The sequence below is a fragment of the Calothrix sp. PCC 7507 genome (assembly GCF_000316575.1).
Classification (GTDB): Bacteria; Cyanobacteriota; Cyanobacteriia; order Cyanobacteriales; family Nostocaceae; genus Fortiea.
Genome location: NC_019682.1, coordinates 415729 through 433639 on the forward strand (window position 1 = coordinate 415729; position 17911 = coordinate 433639).

At 45.0% G+C, this 17911-nt stretch carries 12 protein-coding genes and 2 tRNA genes; 4 read left to right on the forward strand and 10 right to left on the reverse strand.

Annotation, left to right across the window (positions count from 1 at the left end; all coding sequences use genetic code 11):
* Positions 1-13: 13 nt before the first annotated feature.
* From CAL7507_RS01860 to CAL7507_RS01885, 5 genes are all read right to left on the reverse strand, one after another.
* Positions 14-1960: an amino acid transporter gene (locus CAL7507_RS01860; RefSeq protein WP_015126721.1), complete on the reverse strand. Its 1947-nt coding sequence runs from the start codon at positions 1958-1960 to the stop codon at positions 14-16.
* 503 nt (positions 1961-2463) lie between these two features.
* Positions 2464-2535 (reverse strand) — tRNA-Gln (locus tag CAL7507_RS01865).
* 221 nt (positions 2536-2756) lie between these two features.
* Positions 2757-5918, reverse strand: coding sequence for a GAF domain-containing protein (locus CAL7507_RS01875; RefSeq protein ID WP_201447872.1), 3162 nt, complete (start codon positions 5916-5918; stop codon positions 2757-2759).
* Between the two features lie 377 nt (positions 5919-6295).
* A tRNA-Ser gene (locus CAL7507_RS01880) sits at positions 6296-6380 on the reverse strand.
* A gap of 162 nt (positions 6381-6542) precedes the next feature.
* Positions 6543-8072: an NAD(P)/FAD-dependent oxidoreductase gene (locus CAL7507_RS01885; RefSeq protein ID WP_015126724.1), complete on the reverse strand. Its 1530-nt coding sequence runs from the start codon at positions 8070-8072 to the stop codon at positions 6543-6545.
* Positions 8073-8183: 111 nt separating this feature from the next.
* Between CAL7507_RS01885 and CAL7507_RS01890 the strand changes: the two genes are divergently transcribed.
* Positions 8184-8966, forward strand: a complete 783-nt coding sequence (locus tag CAL7507_RS01890; RefSeq protein WP_015126725.1) for an ABC transporter ATP-binding protein — start codon at positions 8184-8186, stop codon at positions 8964-8966.
* A gap of 81 nt (positions 8967-9047) precedes the next feature.
* Entirely contained in the window at positions 9048-10430 is a 1383-nt protein-coding gene (locus CAL7507_RS01895; protein ID WP_015126726.1) for an MlaD family protein, read from the forward strand.
* Positions 10431-10495: 65 nt separating this feature from the next.
* On the opposite strand, the gene CAL7507_RS01900 is transcribed toward CAL7507_RS01895, so the two are convergent.
* Positions 10496-10792 (reverse strand): DUF3288 family protein, encoded by a 297-nt coding sequence (locus CAL7507_RS01900; protein ID WP_015126727.1) that lies wholly within the window; start codon positions 10790-10792, stop codon positions 10496-10498.
* Between the two features lie 234 nt (positions 10793-11026).
* Between CAL7507_RS01900 and CAL7507_RS01905 the strand changes: the two genes are divergently transcribed.
* Positions 11027-13474 carry an ATP-dependent Clp protease ATP-binding subunit gene (locus CAL7507_RS01905; protein WP_015126728.1) on the forward strand — a complete coding sequence of 816 codons (2448 nt, stop codon included), beginning with the start codon at positions 11027-11029 and terminating at the stop codon, positions 13472-13474.
* A 179-nt stretch (positions 13475-13653) separates the two neighbouring features.
* Here CAL7507_RS01905 and yidD read toward each other — a convergent pair whose 3' ends face one another.
* The 3 genes from yidD to CAL7507_RS01920 all read right to left on the reverse strand — a co-directional run bounded on the left by yidD (position 13654) and on the right by CAL7507_RS01920 (position 15502).
* Positions 13654-14172, reverse strand: a complete 519-nt coding sequence (yidD, locus tag CAL7507_RS01910; protein ID WP_015126729.1) for a membrane protein insertion efficiency factor YidD — start codon at positions 14170-14172, stop codon at positions 13654-13656.
* A gap of 67 nt (positions 14173-14239) precedes the next feature.
* Complete coding sequence (locus tag CAL7507_RS01915) at positions 14240-14758, reverse strand: hypothetical protein (RefSeq protein WP_015126730.1); 519 nt, start codon at positions 14756-14758, stop codon at positions 14240-14242.
* A 12-nt stretch (positions 14759-14770) separates the two neighbouring features.
* Entirely contained in the window at positions 14771-15502 is a 732-nt protein-coding gene (locus tag CAL7507_RS01920; RefSeq protein ID WP_015126731.1) for a hypothetical protein, read from the reverse strand.
* A gap of 242 nt (positions 15503-15744) precedes the next feature.
* Between CAL7507_RS01920 and chlP the strand changes: the two genes are divergently transcribed.
* Complete coding sequence (chlP, locus tag CAL7507_RS01925) at positions 15745-16965, forward strand: geranylgeranyl reductase (RefSeq protein WP_015126732.1); 1221 nt, start codon at positions 15745-15747, stop codon at positions 16963-16965.
* Positions 16966-17089: 124 nt separating this feature from the next.
* Here chlP and CAL7507_RS01930 read toward each other — a convergent pair whose 3' ends face one another.
* On the reverse strand, positions 17090-17761 hold the full coding sequence (locus CAL7507_RS01930; RefSeq protein ID WP_015126733.1) for an O-methyltransferase: 672 nt from the start codon (positions 17759-17761) through the stop codon (positions 17090-17092).
* Between the last annotated feature and the right edge of the window lie 150 nt (positions 17762-17911).

Genomic DNA, 17911 nt, shown 5'->3' on the forward strand with positions numbered 1-17911 from the left:
TTTCAATTCCTAATTAACCCCCGACATGAACCGCAGGGCGCTTTTGCGGATTCTTTTCGGCTCGACGGAGTACTTCACGGGTGACTACAGCAATATCGCCCTCGCCAAACAAGATGAACCGCAACAAGTACTGAATGGGGTTTCCCTCTACCCAACCAAAGTAGGCATGAGGAATCTTACCAGTTTGATCGCGAATGTAGAACAGTAAAGCGGCGATCGCATTAGGAACTGCTGCACTCTCAGCGCGGAGGATGCGGTAATCCCCAACTTGTACCCCTTTCACTCTAATCACATCCGCAAATTCTGACGCATCAGATACCTGAATCTCTAAAAAGAGAATGGGATCATTGGGTGGAATATGGTTATCCTCGCGTACCTCTTTCTCTTTTAAAAAATACTCTTCCACATCACCCGCATTCAAGCGATTAGCAATCAGTCGGATTACTCCCTGACTCTCTTGGCTAAGGAATTGGCGGGCTGTTTCATCAATTTCGATCTGCTCTACCCGCAGCTCGGTTGATCGCCAAACGCGGGAAACTAGGGAGGTGATGATGATCGTACCGATGAAGAACGCAGCGATTTTAATCCCTTCTGGTCTTTCGATAATATTGACAATAGTAGTATATATAAATACTAGGGTGATAATGCTAAATACGATTGTTCCCCGCTTTGAGCGATGACGATGGGCTGATAAGGTGACAGCAAAAGCCGCTGAACTAATCAACACCAGCACACCAGTTGCATAAGCCCCACCTTGGGCTTCCACATTTGCCCGAAAGATAATTGTGACGACAAAGGCGATCGCTGTATAGACCAACACTAAAGGTCGTGCTGCTCGTGCCCAATTCGGAGCCATGCCATAGCGTGGTAAATAGCGAGGTACGATGTTGAGCAGTCCTGCCATTGCTGATGCACCTGCAAACCACAGAATGGAAATAGTACTCAGATCGTAAATGGTGCCAAAGCCATTTCCTAAATACAGATGTGCTAAATAAGCTAAAGCACGTCCGTTGGCTTTGCCTCCTGTGGCAAATTCGGCGGCGGGAATTAGTAGAGTAGTGATAAAGCTGGTAGTGATTAAAAAGAAGCTCATAATCACCGCAGCAGTGGTTAATAGCTTGCGCGTGTTGCGAATACGTCCTCTGGGATAATCGGGGGTATCACTACTGCTACCCTGGACAAGAGGCATCACAGTTACTCCAGTCTCAAAGCCTGATAATCCCAGTGCTAGCTTGGGGAATAATAGCAGAGCGGCACCAATGAGTACTAAAAAGTTAGAGTGTTGTGCAAAAAGTGCAGTGTACCAATTAGCGATCGCTGATGGGCGAATGACGATCTGATACACACCAACGCCCACTACAATCATATTTAACAGCAGATAAACTCCCACCAAAAACACTGCAATCCCAATAGCTTCTTTGAACCCTCTTAAGAAAACTGCACCTAGTAGCGCCACTAATATCAGGGTGATAGCAATGCCCTGATTGTGAAGTAGCATCGGGGTGAGCGGATTTTCGATAATATGGGCTGTGGCATCGGCAGCTGAGAGAGTAATAGTAATAATGAAGTCAGTTGCCACAAAACCGAGTAGGCACAACACCAGAAGTTTACCTTGCCACCAAGGGAGCAAGTGTTCTAGCATGGCTATAGACCCTTCGCCCTGAAAGCTCTTGGCTGCAATCCGCCGATAGATTGGCAATGCGCCAAAGAGTGTTAATAGAACCAAAATCAGGGTAGCTATAGGAGAAAGAGCGCCTGCTGCTAGTGCGGCAATCCCCGGTTGATAACCAAGGGTTGAGAAATAATCTACACCAGTTAAACACATCACTTGCCACCAGGGATGCTTGCGGTGTGCTTCTTCTTTCCGGTAGGGCCCCTCTTTTTCGCGTCTGTCTTCTTCGAGCAACCAGTGGATAAACTGATTACTGAGATTTTTTGGGGAAATAATTGGTTTAGCCATCAAATACAGTTTGGTTGCAAAAATCGCTTGTGAAATTACTTTAAGTCTTCGTGGTTTATTCAAAATTTTGAACTACAAAGATCCTCAAGGATTAAAGAAACACAAGTTTTTACATTGTTATTCATCAGCCTCAGTTAAGGGGTGATCAACTGTGTCACTAGTGGTTTTAGATTGGCATCAATTTAATACTACTGCTTCTATGCTCCTGGGTATGACGATCAGGTGGGCACTTCCCAGAATACAAAAAATGCGCTGTTGTCACTGCTGCAAGATATTAGTTGGGCTGAGTTTTCCCGCTTGATGCGATCGCCCTCAGTTTTCCCCGCTAATCGGCAACTGAGAGCGATATCATTACCTCAAAACTTTCTACATCCTGGCTTTCAGTTTAAACTGATACACATCAACGCTAATCATACTTTTCTACTTAAAGTATTTTTAACGTTGTCTACTGTGTATTGTATTCAACTGGGAACCACTACTATAAACAATTTTTTTATGTAAAACTGGGGCGCTAGGATTCGAACCTAGGGATGGCGGGACCAAAACCCGCTGCCTTACCACTTGGCTACGCCCCAACGGTCGCACTTAGATAATATAGCAGCTAATACAGGGATAATGTCAAGTACTTTGAGAATAAATTTAGGAAAAATCAGATGGGGAAACTCCTCATTTCACCTCAATAGCACAACAGGTCTGTCTCAAGGTTATGTGTTGGGGCAAAGTGATGATCCCCAAGATAAGCCTGTAAAAATCATCATTTTGCTTGTTTATTTCTGGTTTAGTGCTTTGATTTTCACTACTGGTTTTTAGCTATCGCCTGACGAATCGGCAGTTCAACCACAAACTCTGTACCTTTGCCGGGTTCAGATTGGCAGTAGATTTTGCCATGATGTTTATCTGTCACAATCTGATAGCTAATAGAAAGCCCTAGCCCTGTGCCTTTACCCACAACCTTGGTCGTAAAAAATGGATCGAACAGCCGAGACAGTATTTTTTCATCTATACCAAGTCCGTTGTCGGCAATCCGAATGAGAATCCAGTCCTGATTCAGCAGAGAGGTAGAAATTCTGATTTCGCTGGGGTTTGCTGTAATTGCTTCGGGAGTAGCTTGGGCGTTTCGCTCTTCTAACGCATCAAGAGCATTGGACAGCAAGTTCATCAATACCTGATTCAGCTGACCAGGATAGCATTCCACTAGGGGTAACGCATCATAATCTTTACTGATATTAATTGCGGGGCTATGGGCTGAGGGTTTCAGGCGGTGTTGCAAAATCATCAACGTACTGTCGATGCCTTCGTGAATATCTGCTGTCTTGAAGTCCGCTTCATCTAGGCGCGAGAAATTCCGTAAAGAGGTGACAATGTCACGAACGCGGTCAGTGCCGACCTGCATAGACTGGAATAATTTAGGTAAGTCGTTAAAGATAAATTCAATTTCGGCTTTCTGCCAAAACTCTTTTATTTCTGGTGCAGCATCGGGATAATGATGCAAATACAGCTCAACACAGCGAAGCAACTCTTTGGTGTATTGGTGGGCGTATTCTAAGTTGCCGTGGATAAAATTAATGGGGTTATTAATTTCGTGAGCAATCCCTGCCACCAATTGCCCCAAGCTGGCCATTTTTTCAGCATGGATTATTTGCATTTGGGCAGTGCGGAGTTCTTTCAACGCCTGGGCAAGTTGATTTGCTTCTTCACGAGTTTGACCCAGCAAACTGGATTGTTGGAACAAGTTGGCTTGACGCAGGGCTACACTGATTTGGGCTGCGACTTGAGTCACAAAATCCAATTCCACCTCTTCCCAATTACGTGCATGAGTGCATTGGTGAATGCACAACAAACCCCATAGCTCGTCACCTTCCATCAGTGGCACAATAATCTGTGCTTTGACTTGGAATCGCTCAATTACATCTAGGTGAGGTACCTTGGAGCCAATACTGTTGACATCAGAGATTACTTGCACTTGGCGATACTGCGGTGCATATTGGTCGCCGAAGCAATAGTCTTGCACCTTCACGGTTAGAGTAGAATCAAACTGGGGTAGCACATCTTCAGCAATAAATTCCCCACTGCAAAAACCGACATTAGTATCAAAACGGAAGATGCCGACTCGATCTGTCTTCAGCGATCGCCGCACTTCGTGTACTGTACTCTGAAATATCGTTTCCAAATCCAAGGATTCCCGAATTTTGACGACCAGGTCAAATAAAACCCGGCGCTGTTCTGCAGATTGGTGCAGTTCATCAGCACGAGTTTGAATTTGGGTCACCATTTGCGAACTTTGTAGCGCTACTCCGAGTTGGCTAGCAACTTGTCCCAAAAATTCCACTTCCACACTCTCCCACTGGCACGGTGCAGAATGTTGATAAGCAGCTAACAATCCCCATAACTTCCGTCCTACAAAGATTGGGGTCAAAACATAGGCGCGAATTTTGAATTGCTGCAAAATATCTAAGTGGCAGCGCGAGTGTCCGGCTTGATAAATATCATTTACAGCAAAATTTTCGTTGTTGCGGTAGCGTCCGCCTTTAGTTTCTTGCAGGTGGGTATCTTCCCAGACTAAATTTTTGCCAAATGGATTGATGCTGTCCCACTGTGCCTCTACCATGCCGAAATTACTGACAAATTCACCACTCCAATCTTCATTAAAGCGATAAACACCGACTCGCTCAACTTTTAGCAGTTTACAAACTTCTTGACAAGTTGTTTTCACGATCAAATCAATATCTAAGGAGGAGCGAATTTTACCAACCACTTCCGTCAGTGCCCGTTGTCGGGCGATCGCATCTTGTAGGGCAGAAGCCTGTTGTTTCGACTGAGTCAAATTCTCGGCTTGCTGAATTGCAACTCCCAATTGTGCCCCTATTTGTCCGAGAAACTCAACTTCGTAATTTACCCATTGGCGGGGTCCTGAGTGTTGATATGCTGCTAGCAGTCCCCATAGTTTTTTGCCAATGAAGATGGGCACTAAGGTATAGGCTCTAATCTTGAATTGCTCGAGAATGTCGATATGACAACGGGTGTGTCCAGCTTGGTAGATGTCGTTGATGGTAAAACTTTCGTTATTGCGGTAGCGCCCACCTTTGGTTTCTTGGAGGTAGGTATCCTCCCAAACCAAATTTTTGCCAAACGGATTGACCCCATACCACTGGGCCTCTACCATGCCGAACTGGCTAATAAATTCGCCGCTCCAGTCTTCATTAAAGCGGTAAACCGCTGCCCGTTCTAGCTTCAGGAGTTTGCAGAGTTCTTGACAGGCGGTGTCCAGAATAATTTCGGTGTTCAAAGACGAGCGAATGTTCCCCACCACTTCCGTTAAGGCACGTTGCCGTGCAATTGCATCTTGCAGTTCTGCTGTGCGTTGTTTGGAAGTCCCGAGGATTTCTGCTTGCTGCATTGCTACACCGAGATAACTTGCAGCTTGTGCTAAGAATTCGACTTCGTCAGAATACCAATTTTGCGGAGCGGAGTGTTGATAGGCTGCCAGCAGTCCCCATAATCGTGTGCCTACAAAAATAGGGGCAATTGCATATGCACGAATCTGAAACTGTTCTAATACCTCAATATGACAACGAGCATGTCCCGCTTCGTAAATGTCAGCCACGGAAAATGCCTCATTTTTGCGATATCTCCCTCCCTGGGTTTCTCGCAAATGGGAATCTTCCCACACCAAGTCTTGCCCAAAGGCTGTCAGTGTATCCCAGGGAGATTGTGCAAAGCCAAAACTATTGATGAAACTACCGCTCCAGTCAGCGTTAAAGCAGTAGATTGCCACTCGCTCAATCTTTAATTGGCGACAAATATCTTGACAAGTAGTTGAACACAGGGATTCTAGATTTACAGATGCGCGAATCTTCGCTATAGTCCTCGCCAAGATTTTTTGGTACTGACCTGAAAGCTGTAACTGCTTGTGACATTGTTGCAGTTCTAAACGGGTTGACGTTTCATCATCGTTCATAGTCATAAAGCATAGGAAAAATAAAATACCTGCTTTCAGTGTTCCCCTATTAATTTTTCTGAGCACAGTTTAAAACGAAATCTGAGTCTGCTAAATGTAACGATTCTTTACTCTTGCCATGAGACTCACACTACTCTCAGGAACATTCCGATATTTTCATCTTTGATCAAAAGGTAACTCTATATTTATGTTCACAAGGTGAGAACTCGAAATCCAAACTATTGAGTAACTACTGACCCTTTGGGTGTAGCGAGATATTCCCAATACTCACGGCTTGGGTTTCTGTAGGAAGTTATTGGATTGCTGAATCAGTAATATTTGACTTTATCTCCTAACATTAAGATAAGAGTCAAAACCCTTACTTTATATACATTGAACGGAGAGGGGGGGATTCGAACCCCCGTTGAGTTTCCCCAAAACGCATTTCGAGTGCGTCACCATCAACCACTCGGACACCTCTCCAGCTATTGAGTTGAAATCGCGTGAATTTAGGAGAACGCTAGTGCATCCCCTTGCCGATTATAGCACTGTGATGAGTAAAGCGATCGCTCTAGTTGCCGCCTCAGTTGATTAATTGATGACAGGGACGAGTGTAAAATTGCTCAGATGCACAAGTCTCGTCCCTTATCTGATTTTGCCTATAGCAAGATGGCCTTTCAATAACTCTGCTGTCTGCTGTGGACTGACTAACGTATTCGCACACAAAATCCCAGAAGCGGCTACAGCAGGTACTCCAATTCCCGGCATGGTGCTATCACCCACGCGATACAAACCCTGGATTGGGGTATTGTGTCCAGGAAACATGCCTTTACCTGCAGCGATCGCTGGGCCATAAGTGCCGTGATATCTGCGTAAATAATCAGCATGGGTGAGTGGTGTGCCGATAAGTTCAACTATTATGCGATCGCCAATGTCGGGGATAATCCGTTCTAGGGCACGATGTAAAGACTGTGCTTTTTCATACTTCTTCTTTTCATAACCATCATTCCGTTCCCAACCAGCATAGGGTTCTAGGGTGTAAGCATGAACCACATGATGTCCCGCTGGCGCAAGAGTTGCATCCCACACACTAGGAATCGAAATCATACATGTATTCCCCGGTGTAGTGATATCGAGGCGAGAATCGTGAACTACTACATGATGTCCGGTCAAATTCTCTAAACCCGTCGCCCGAATGCCTAAGTGTAAATGCATAAAACTTCCTACTGCTGGTGTATCTAAAGCAGCTTGGCGGTAAGATGCAGGTAAATCTTCAGGACGTAGCAGGTGATTGTAGGTATCCCAAATTGAAGCGTTAGAAATGACGATGGGTGCTTTCATGATTTCACCTTTGGCAGTCCGCACACCAGCAACTTTCCCAGATTCTACTAGAATCTGCTCAACGTGGCATCCCGTCCGTAACTGACCACCCCAGCGTTTTAAACCCCGTACCAAAGCCTTGACTATTGCACCACTACCACCCAGAGGATATTCAACCCCAGCACGGGAACGTTCACCCAACATAAAAGCTACTTCCGGTGCTATTGTTCCGTGTGCCTTTAAACCTGAGAGTAGGAAGCATTCTAAATCGATGAGTCGTCGCACCCACGGGTCTTTGACTGTTGCATCCATGACACTACCTACAGAAGCTTGGACAATGGGCAAGTGGGGCAACATTTTTACCAAAGATGGGAGATAATGTCTCAATAACACAGGAATTATCTGCCAATCTGCTCTCAATGCCAAGGTGGGAATGCCCTTCATCGCCTGATAAAGTCCTAACAAGCGTTCTGCAAACAGTTGGAGTTCTTTTGCGCCTTGGGGCGTAATTTGGTGCAACTCCTGCCGATAACGCTCAATATGGCGATAAACTGCAAAAGTAGTTTCGTCCAAGTGGTAGTGTCCTAGAGGATCATAAGGTATAACTTGAATGGATTCACCGAGAATATCCACAACTTGTTTTAGAGGATTCAAGCTTTGGTTGCCAGTTAAACCACAATAGAAAGAGGGTCCAGAATCAAATTCAAATCCTTTTCGTTTAAAGCTATGAGCAGCACCTCCAGGAATTGTGTGACTTTCACAAACTATTACCTGCTTGCCATAACGAGCAAGTAACCCAGCAGCACATAACCCACCAATACCGCTACCAATTATTATGACATCACTATCTTGCATTTTTGTCTGCAAAGTCCAGGGTCAAAAGTCCAAAGTCCAGCGTAACTTATTTTGACTCTTGACTCTTGACGGTTTGACTACCCTTGACTCTTGACTCTTGACTCTTGACCAATGACAGAACCATTAATTGAATTAAAAGGCGTTTCTAAGTCCTTTGGTAGCAACCAGGTTTTAGATAATGTAGATTTAACAATTTATCGGGGAGATGCACTAGGAATTATTGGGCCTTCAGGAACTGGGAAATCGACAATTTTACGGATTATTGCTGGATTAATGTCTCCCGATGCTGGTGAAATTTATGTCCAAGGGGTAAAACGAGACAGTTTGATTGAGGATGGCGCTGATCCTATTGGTATTGGTATGGTATTTCAGCAGGCAGCGTTATTTGATTCTTTGACAGTAGAGGAGAATGTCGGCTTTCTACTCTATCAAAATTCAACGATATTGCGATCGCGTATTCGAGAATTGGTCAAAGAAAAATTGGAGATGGTGGGTTTATCGGGAATAGAAGATTTATACCCAGCTGAACTTTCTGGGGGGATGCGAAAACGGGTAAGTTTTGCTCGGGCGATTATGTCTAACCCTGATAGCCCTAATGACGGCCCAGAAATTTTACTATACGATGAACCCACAGCCGGACTTGATCCAATTGCCTCAACAGTCATAGAAGATTTAATCCGCAACTTGCAACAAGCACATGGAGTCTGTAGTACATATGCTATTGTGACTCATCAAGATAGTACTATTCATCGGACGAGCGATCGGCTCGTGTTTCTTTATCAGGGTAAGGCGCAGTGGCAAGGTACAGTTAATGAAATTGATAGCACAGACCATCCATTGATTAGACAATTTATGAGTGGGAGTGTACAAGGCCCGATTCAGGTAGTCGGCTGAAACAGTTAACAGTTAACAGTTAACAGTTAACAGTTAACAGTTAACAGTGAACTTGATAACTTTGTTGGGTGGAGGGAAAACATGCGAGGTTTAACAAACCGCTTCATATCTACGCGAATATTTAGAGAGGGTTCAGTAGGGTTGTTGATCCTGCTGGGCATGGGGGCATTTGGCGCTATATTCTTGTGGTTAAATAGATTTAGTGTTAGTCGTGGTTCTTATAAATTAGTTGTAGAATTTGACAACGCTGGCGGGATGCAAAAAGGGTCGCCAGTCCGCTATCGTGGGGTGAAAGTAGGAAATATTTCTGCGATTCGACCAGGGCCAAATGCTATAGATGTGGAGATTGAAATTTCCCAATCTGACCTCCTGATTCCTAAAGATGTGGTGGTGGAAGCAAATCAGAGTGGACTGATTAGTGAAAGTATTATTGATATCACACCCAAGACATCTTTACCAAGTCAGGCGATTGCAGCTAAACCACTAGATAAAAAGTGCGATCGCCAATATATTGTTTGTAATGGTTCGCGGTTAAAAGGACAGATTGGCATTAGTGTCGATCAACTCATTCGCAGTTCAACGGAATTAGCAGCTGCTTATAATAACCCAAAATTTTATCAAAACGTTAATCGGCTCTTAGAAAACTCTTCATTAGCAGCCGCTAATATAGCTGACCTGAGTCAGGATTTACGGGGTTTATCTAAAAGTGCCCAAAAACAACTAGGCACATTTGCCAATACTGCGAATACAGTCCAACAGGCGACAAATAAACTGACCATTACCAGCACCCAAACAGCAAATGAACTAGGCTCAACAGCAAAACAATTTAGTGTCACTGCTAATCAAGCTAGTCGTCTGTTGACCAATTTAGATAATTTGGTCACAACAAATCGTTCTTCGCTGGTGAGTGCCCTAAATAATATCACTAAAGTTAGCGACAAATTGCTGGTGACAGTCAACGGCTTATCACCTACAGTTAATCGCTTAACCCAGGGAGAATTACTGCAAAACTTAGAAACTCTCTCCGCCAATGCTGCACAAGCATCAGCTAATTTACGCGATGCTTCTCAAAGCTTAAATGATCCCAAAAACCTCGTGCTACTGCAACAAACTTTAGATTCAGCACGGGTGACATTTGAAAACACCCAAAAAATCACCTCTGATTTAGATGAATTGACAGGCGACCCATCTTTTCGCAAAAATCTGCGCCAATTGGTAAATGGTCTGAGTAATTTGGTATCGTCTACAGACCAGATGCAGCAAAAAGTGCAGGTTGCAGCTACCCTAGATTCACTCAAAGCATCCATTGACAAACCAGACGTACCCACCGCGTCCATTAATCCTGCATCTGCAGCTTTCAAGAGTGCTGAGATAGATGCTCAAGCAATTACCCCCATTTCATCCCAAGAACATTTATTAAAACAACTGCGGAAGTATGAGAAGGAGCAGAAGCAAGGGGAATAGGGAGATGAGGGAGACTCTTGACTTTTGACCCTTGACAAATGCAGGGCGGGGTCTCCCCGCCCCTACTAATTCCAATCTTGCTCTTCTTTTTTGCCGCGACTTTGATAAATTCCCCCAATGTCGTGTAGTTGACGAGTCTTCGCAAATAATTCAGCTTCGCTCAAATCCCATTGCTGCAAGACTTTATCTAAATCTTTCTGGATGTCTCTCGCGCCTGGGAAGCCTTGATAGCGAATTTTTAGTCGAGCTAATTCTGCTAAATTATAGTCTGTCGCCTCTTGAGCTAGTAGAATATCAATAAAGGGGCGATCGCGGTTGTAGAGGGGATGTTGTTGGTCTTTACTTCCGGATACTTCTGTCATTTTTAATACCTTTTATCAGAGTTGGGATTAGTTAAGAGTTACGAGGTAAAAATCTCCCCATTTCCCCATTATTGGCTCATGACGGCAACCACACCTTACCTCTTACGGCTCTCACTACTGCCATTCAACTTTAAATAAAGATACATTGTCCTTATAGAAAATACAAAAAACTTTAGATAAGGGTGAAATTGTATATCACCCCAATTCCAAGCAGCAAGGGAGCAAGAACCCGCTATGTTTGAACACTTCACTTCCGAAGCAATTAAAGTCATTATGCTCGCTCAGGAGGAAGCTCGTCGTCTGGGACACAATTTTGTAGGAACTGAGCAAATTCTCCTGGGTTTGATGGGAGAAGGAACTGGGGTTGCTGCTAAGGTGCTGTCCGAATTGGGCGTCACTCTTAAAGATGCGCGTCGGGAAGTCGAAAAAATTATTGGTAGAGGTTCTGGTTTTGTACCACCGGAAATTCCCTTTACCCCCAAAGTGAAAAGCCTCTTTGAGCAATCCTTTAAGGAAGCTCACAGCCTGGGACACAACTACATTAATACTGAACACGTACTCCTGGGATTGACCGAGGCTGGTGAAGGTGTCGCCGCTAAAGTACTACAAAATCTGGGAGTTGACCTCAAAAGTGTCCGCAGTGCGGTGATTCGTCGTTTGGGTGACAACCCAAATGTCGCGGCTGGCGGTGGTCAAAGACGCACCCAAACACTGAGTTTAGAAGAGTTTGGCAGGAATTTGACCAAATTAGCCCAAGAGGGTAGACTCGACCCCGTAGTTGGTCGCGAGAAGGAAATTGAACGTACTATCCAAATTCTCGGCCGCCGGACGAAGAATAACCCCGTGTTGATTGGGGAGCCAGGCGTTGGTAAAACTGCGATCGCAGAAGGTCTAGCTCAACGTATTATCAACCAAGATGTACCCGAAGTTTTGCTAAACAAGCAGGTCATCAGTCTGGATATGGGTTCTTTAGTCGCAGGAACTCGCTTCCGTGGCGATTTTGAAGAACGCCTGAAGAAAGTCATGGAAGAAATCCGCTCTGTCGGAAATATCATCTTGGTAATTGATGAAGTCCACACCCTCGTGGGTGCTGGTGGGACAGAAGGCGGTTTAGATGCAGCGAATATCCTCAAACCAGCCTTAGCACGGGGTGAACTCCAGTGTATTGGTGCAACCACCCTCAATGAGTACCGTCAACACATTGAACGTGATGCAGCCTTAGAGCGTCGTTTCCAGCCAATTTTGGTGGGGGAACCCTCGGTAGCAGAAACAGTGCAAATTCTCTACGGCTTGCGGAGCGCCTATGAGCAGCACCATAAAGTACATATTTCTGATGCAGCCGTTTTAGCCGCCGCTGAATTGTCAGACCGCTATATCAGCGATCGCTTTTTGCCAGATAAAGCCATAGACTTAATTGATGAAGCTGGTTCCCGCGTCCATTTACGCAACTCTCAAATTTCTAGCAATAAAGAACTAAAGCGCGAACTGACTGGTGTCAGCAAATCCAAAGACGAAGCAGTCAGACTCCAGGATTTCGGCAAAGCTGGTAAGTTACGCAACCAGGAATTACAACTCACTTCTCAACTCCATCCCGAACTACAAAACGACCAAAATGTCAACATCCCCATCGTCGATGAGGAAGACATCGCCCAAATCGTCGCCTCTTGGACTGGTGTCCCAGTTAACAAGCTAACTGAATCAGAGTCAGAGTTGCTGTTGCACTTGGAAGACACCCTGCACAAACGACTCATTGGTCAAGAGCAAGCAGTTACCGCCGTCTCCCGTGCCATCCGCCGCGCTAGAGTTGGGTTAAAGAACCCCAACCGTCCCATCGCCAGCTTTATCTTCTCTGGTCCCACCGGAGTTGGTAAAACCGAATTAGCCAAAGCCTTAGCCGCTTACTTCTTCGGCGCTGAAGATTCGATGATTCGCCTGGATATGTCCGAATACATGGAAGGTCACACCGTCTCCAAGCTAATTGGTTCACCTCCAGGTTATGTCGGATACGATGACGGTGGACAACTAACGGAAGCTGTGCGGCGCAAACCTTACTCAGTGTTGCTATTCGACGAAATCGAAAAAGCGCACCCCGATGTATTTAATATGCTGCTGCAACTGTTAGATGACGGTCATCTCACGGATGCTAAAGGTCGCAAGGTAGACTTCAAGAACACCCTGATAATTTTGACTTCCAACATTGGTTCTAAGGTGATTGAAAAAGGCGGCGGCGGCTTAGGTTTTGACTTCGATAATCAAGCCGATGCTAGTTACAACCGCATCCGCACCTTGGTAAATGAAGAACTCAAAGCTTACTTCCGTCCTGAGTTCCTCAACCGTCTGGATGACATCATAGTCTTCACCCAACTTTCTAAGGATGAAGTCAAGCAGATTTCGGAAATCTTGTTACGTGAAGTTTCTAGCCGCTTGACAGAAAGGGGAATTACCTTAGAAGTTACAGAACGCTTCAAAGAACGTGTAGTTCAAGAGGGCTATAACCCCAGCTACGGCGCTAGACCTTTACGCCGAGCCATTATGCGCCTCTTAGAAGATTCCCTCGCCGAAGCCTTGCTAGCTGGTCAAATTACAAATGGTGACACAGCTATTGTGGATGTGGATGATGACGGTCAGGTGAGAGTAGAAAAGTCAGAAAGGCGCGAGTTACTTTTGGCGAATGTTGGCTAATATTTATACCAAGCAACTTTGCTGTATTATCTGAAATTCGAGGCATTTCCCGTCTCATGTAGGAATGTAGGAGAGAATAACTACTCGCAAATATGATTTCTGCCCTAGTATAAATACTAGGGTATTTTTTTGTGTAATTCTTGATCAAGGGGATGTTGACCGAAAGCAAGCCACTACATTCAGCTCCCGCAACTGCCACAATCGAAACTGCTACAATCCGCCCCACTACAATCAAGGGAACCACAATCAGCCGCACCACAATCAAGGGAACCGCAATCAGGAATTATGCTGAGAACTTCAGTGCAATTGCAACTGACATCAGCACAGTCAGCGCAGGAAGTGTTATCACCACTAATGAATGAGGATTTTTTCGGTTGGCGTGGGAGAGTATCTGATTCTTCCTCTTCCTCAATTGATTCTAGGTCATCACCTTGCGATCGCCTACTGTGGATCTTTTCCCAGCGCAGAATTTGATTGGCTTGCTTGCAAGCTGGAAATCGTTCCCGGGACTTGACAAATGCAGCCTTAAGCCCATCTTCGGCAACGACTCGCTTAATATACTGGGAGCAAGACTCACCACCATATAACACTCGGTGAGCGCAAACAAAGCCTTTATGCGGGGAAATGTGTTTTTGATATCCAGTAATTGCAGCCACACCAACTTGTCTGGAAAGAGAATCGAATAGGGGAATTTGCATTTTGTGTGCTATTCACTACTTTGCCATAATCTGGCATCTCATCCATCCAAGGTTAATTTTGCTCTAGCTAAAAATTATTTTTCTTTATAATTAAAGAACGTAGAGCAGCGTTGACTACTTCAGAATTAGGGAAAACTTCTGCAACATCAGGATCTAAAATAACATTCACCTTTTCAATATTCTTTTGTCCCTGTTTAACTTTTCCCTGACGATTGTTTCTAAAATCAGATTCTAGCTGAGGTTCATTTAGTTTCTTAGCCAGAGACTCCCAACTATTAACTTTCAGTTGAAAGTGTGCCTTTGCCTCACGTAAAGTCTTAAACTTCTGCTTGAGAATATCGGCAGTATAAAGATACTTCTGACTTATCTGGAGTTGTTGGTTAAGGTCTTCCTCAACCATATCGACTACTTCATCAACAAGTTTGTCATAATTTTCAGAAATCTGAGCAGCGGCTCCCAAAATCCGGGAGGTGGCTTTTATTTGCACATCAGTTTCTTGCTTGAGCCGATCAGCAATACTACGAATTTGATCGCCCAACTTTGGTTTGCGTTGAGTTCGTTGGGTTGGTACTGATTCTTTGCTCATGAAGAGGCTTCTTTATTCGGAAAGGATATCTTTAACAGCAAGCCAAATACGTCTAAACTTCTGTACCAAATTTACAGGATTGTTTGTTGTTTCTTCCACCGCCGAATCAACTAAAGATTGAATCCGATCCATACGCTCTGCTACCAAGTAGAGGTTATTTACAGCTTCATCCTTACCGGCAATGGACTCACGCAATAACACAACCATCTGACTGATTTCTTGCTTTAGTTTAGCGTTCTCGGCTTTACGGCGAGTTTCCCATCCCTTAATACTTGCTTTTGACCGTCGCTCATACTTGAGTTCTGCTTTCGTCTCATTATATAAAGTTAAATACCTATCTCGCTCAGAGTTTGCTATTTCATATTGAGCAAGTAATTCGGATGCTCTCGCTTTTTCTTCGTTGTAGAGGGTAAGAGTATGTTGATAACTTTGTTGCCCATCAAGATATAGCTGATAATTTTTATCAGCGCGTTCTTTTAGCTCATAAGCCTCGATTTGGTAAGTTTGAATCTTTTGCTCAACAAGAACAAGTTGAGAAGCAGCTGCTTGATTTTCTTGGGCGCGTTGTTCCCACTCATCACGTTGAGTAGCAGCTTCTTGATACTCTTTTTTGTATTGCTCACGATCAGCACGAGCATTCATTAATAACTGTTTAAGCTCATGATAAGAAAGTGGTTCTTTCGCAGGTGGATGAGGATTGTTGACAGGGGGATTTTTGCGACGATCCTTGTCTGCGTCTCGCATAGCCATAACTCAACTTTCTAAATGAGCATCACTTAACTATAAATGGTAGCTTATTAAACATTGAATCGCAGCATGATGACAATACGCACATTTGTTCGGTTTGGATTCCCCAGTAGTGAGTATTTCGTATCGAAAAATTAAGGAATATTGCGTTTCCTGCAAAACCTGACGGTGGAGCGCGAAATCAGGCAAAACTCCGTGGTACGATGCTCTCGGTAAATGTGAAGATCGGGAGAAAACCTTTGACACTACGGGTTGCTGTTGTTGGCTCAGGCCCAGCTGGTTCATCTGCCGCTGAGACACTGGCAAAAGCTGGAATTGAAACTTACCTGATTGAGCGGAAGCTAGACAATGCCAAGCCTTGTGGCGGGGCGATTCCCCTGTGTATGGTGAGTGAATTTGACCTACCACCAGAGATTATCGATCGCCGTGTGCGGAAGATGAAAATGATTTCACCCTCGAATCGTGAGGTTGATATCAATCTGATCAATGAAGATGAATATATAGGAATGTGCCGCCGCGAAGTCCTAGATGGTTTTCTGCGGGAGCGGGCGGCTAAATTAGGTGCAATTTTAATTAATGCTACCGTTCATAAACTCGATATACCCGGCAACAATACCGACCCCTATACTATCCATTATGTTGACCACACAGAAGGTGGCGCACAAGGGATTGCCAAAACCCTGAAAGTGGATTTAGTGATTGGGGCGGATGGGGCGAATTCTCGCATTGCTAAAGAAATGGATGCTGGGGATTATAATTATGCGATCGCCTTCCAGGAGCGAATTCGCTTACCCGAAGACAAAATGGCATACTATAACGATCTTGCTGAAATGTATGTCGGCGATGACGTTTCTACAGACTTCTATGCTTGGGTATTCCCCAAATATGACCACGTAGCTGTGGGTACTGGGACAATGCAGGTACATAAAGCCAGCATTAAACAGTTGCAAGCTGGCATCCGCGCCCGTGCTTCCGAAAAGCTAGCAGGCGGTAAAATTATCAAAGTCGAAGCCCACCCCATCCCTGAACATCCCCGTCCCCGTCGGGTTGTTGGGCGTATCGCTTTGGTGGGTGATGCTGCTGGCTATGTTACCAAATCTTCTGGTGAAGGTATTTACTTCGCTGCCAAATCTGGGCGGATGTGTGCCGAAACTATTGTCGAAGCTTCCAATAATGGTAGCCGCATTCCTACAGAGAATGACCTGAAAGTCTACCTGAAGCGCTGGGATAAGAAATACGGACTGACCTACAAGGTATTGGACATCCTGCAATCTGTATTCTATCGTTCAGATGCTACCCGCGAGGCGTTTGTGGAAATGTGCGGCGACTTGGATGTGCAAAAGCTCACATTCGATAGCTATCTGTATAAGACAGTTGTCCCCGCTAATCCCATCACCCAACTAAAAATTACAGCCAAGACGATAGGTAGTCTAATTCGCGGTAACGCTTTAGCGCCTTAATTTTGACTGCACTTTTGAGTGTCAACAGAGGAGATGAAGGGCAGAACAGTTATCAGTTAACAGTTGAGATGATTTGTCCTTCGCCTCCTCTGTAATTTTTTCTTGACTAATTATCATAAATGTGCTATTGGTCAGCGGTGATGAACGCGATCGCAAAACCATCATACCCTTTGCTACCCACAGTCTGAATCGCCGTCGTGCTGACACGCTTTTCTGCAGCCAGCCGCTCGTTAAATCGGCGTATCCCCTGCACATTAGGATCGTCACTAGTAGAGTCAATCACCGCGCCGTTACGCACCACATTATCGGCAATGATTAAGCTACCACGACGGGAAAGTTTCAGCGCCCACGCCAAGTAATCCGGATTGCTGGGCTTATCAGCATCAATAAATATCAAGTCAAAGCTGCGTCCCTCGGCGGCGATTTGGGGTAGGGTATCCAGCGCCCGCCCACAGCGGATATCAACAATCTTATCTAACCCAGCGCGTACGATGTTAGCGCGGGCGACTTCGGCGTGTTTTGGGTTCGCCTCTAACGTAATCAGACAACCATCCGCAGGTAGCGCCCGTCCCAGCCAAATCGTGCTGTAGCCGCCCAGCGTGCCAATTTCCAGGATAGTCCGCGCCCCATGAATCTGCGCTAACAACAGCAGCAACTTTCCCTGGTTCGGGGAAACGTTATGTGGGGGTAGCCCAGCTATAGCGCTAGACTGCAGGGTTGCATCTAGCACCGGATCTGGCGGTACAAATAGATCAGTGATATATTCATCAACTGCAGTCCATTGCTCCTGTGTCATCACTCTTTATTCGGGTAGTGTACAAATTTTTGGCGTTGTGTTTAGATCCCCGACTTCTTAAAGAAGTCGGGGATCTCGCAGCCCATCAAAATTAATGAGACAGACCACTAGTACTGTGCTACTACGATGTATATTTGATTAACGCACAAA

Bases quoted from the DNA above. Each gene is read 5' to 3' on its own strand.
- CAL7507_RS01915 (WP_015126730.1), bottom strand. From the start codon at position 14,758: ATGAGCAAAGAATCAGTACCAACCCAACGAACTCAACGCAAACCAAAG.
- CAL7507_RS01860 (WP_015126721.1), bottom strand. From the start codon at position 1,960: ATGGCTAAACCAATTATTTCCCCAAAAAATCTCAGTAATCAGTTTATC.
- CAL7507_RS01920 (WP_015126731.1), bottom strand. From the start codon at position 15,502: ATGCGAGACGCAGACAAGGATCGTCGCAAAAATCCCCCTGTCAACAAT.
- CAL7507_RS01930 (WP_015126733.1), bottom strand. From the start codon at position 17,761: ATGACACAGGAGCAATGGACTGCAGTTGATGAATATATCACTGATCTA.
- CAL7507_RS01895 (WP_015126726.1), top strand. From the start codon at position 9,048: ATGCGAGGTTTAACAAACCGCTTCATATCTACGCGAATATTTAGAGAG.
- CAL7507_RS01890 (WP_015126725.1), top strand. From the start codon at position 8,184: ATGACAGAACCATTAATTGAATTAAAAGGCGTTTCTAAGTCCTTTGGT.
- CAL7507_RS01875 (WP_201447872.1), bottom strand. From the start codon at position 5,918: ATGAACGATGATGAAACGTCAACCCGTTTAGAACTGCAACAATGTCAC.
- CAL7507_RS01900 (WP_015126727.1), bottom strand. From the start codon at position 10,792: ATGACAGAAGTATCCGGAAGTAAAGACCAACAACATCCCCTCTACAAC.
- CAL7507_RS01905 (WP_015126728.1), top strand. From the start codon at position 11,027: ATGTTTGAACACTTCACTTCCGAAGCAATTAAAGTCATTATGCTCGCT.
- yidD (WP_015126729.1), bottom strand. From the start codon at position 14,172: ATGCAAATTCCCCTATTCGATTCTCTTTCCAGACAAGTTGGTGTGGCT.
- CAL7507_RS01885 (WP_015126724.1), bottom strand. From the start codon at position 8,072: ATGCAAGATAGTGATGTCATAATAATTGGTAGCGGTATTGGTGGGTTA.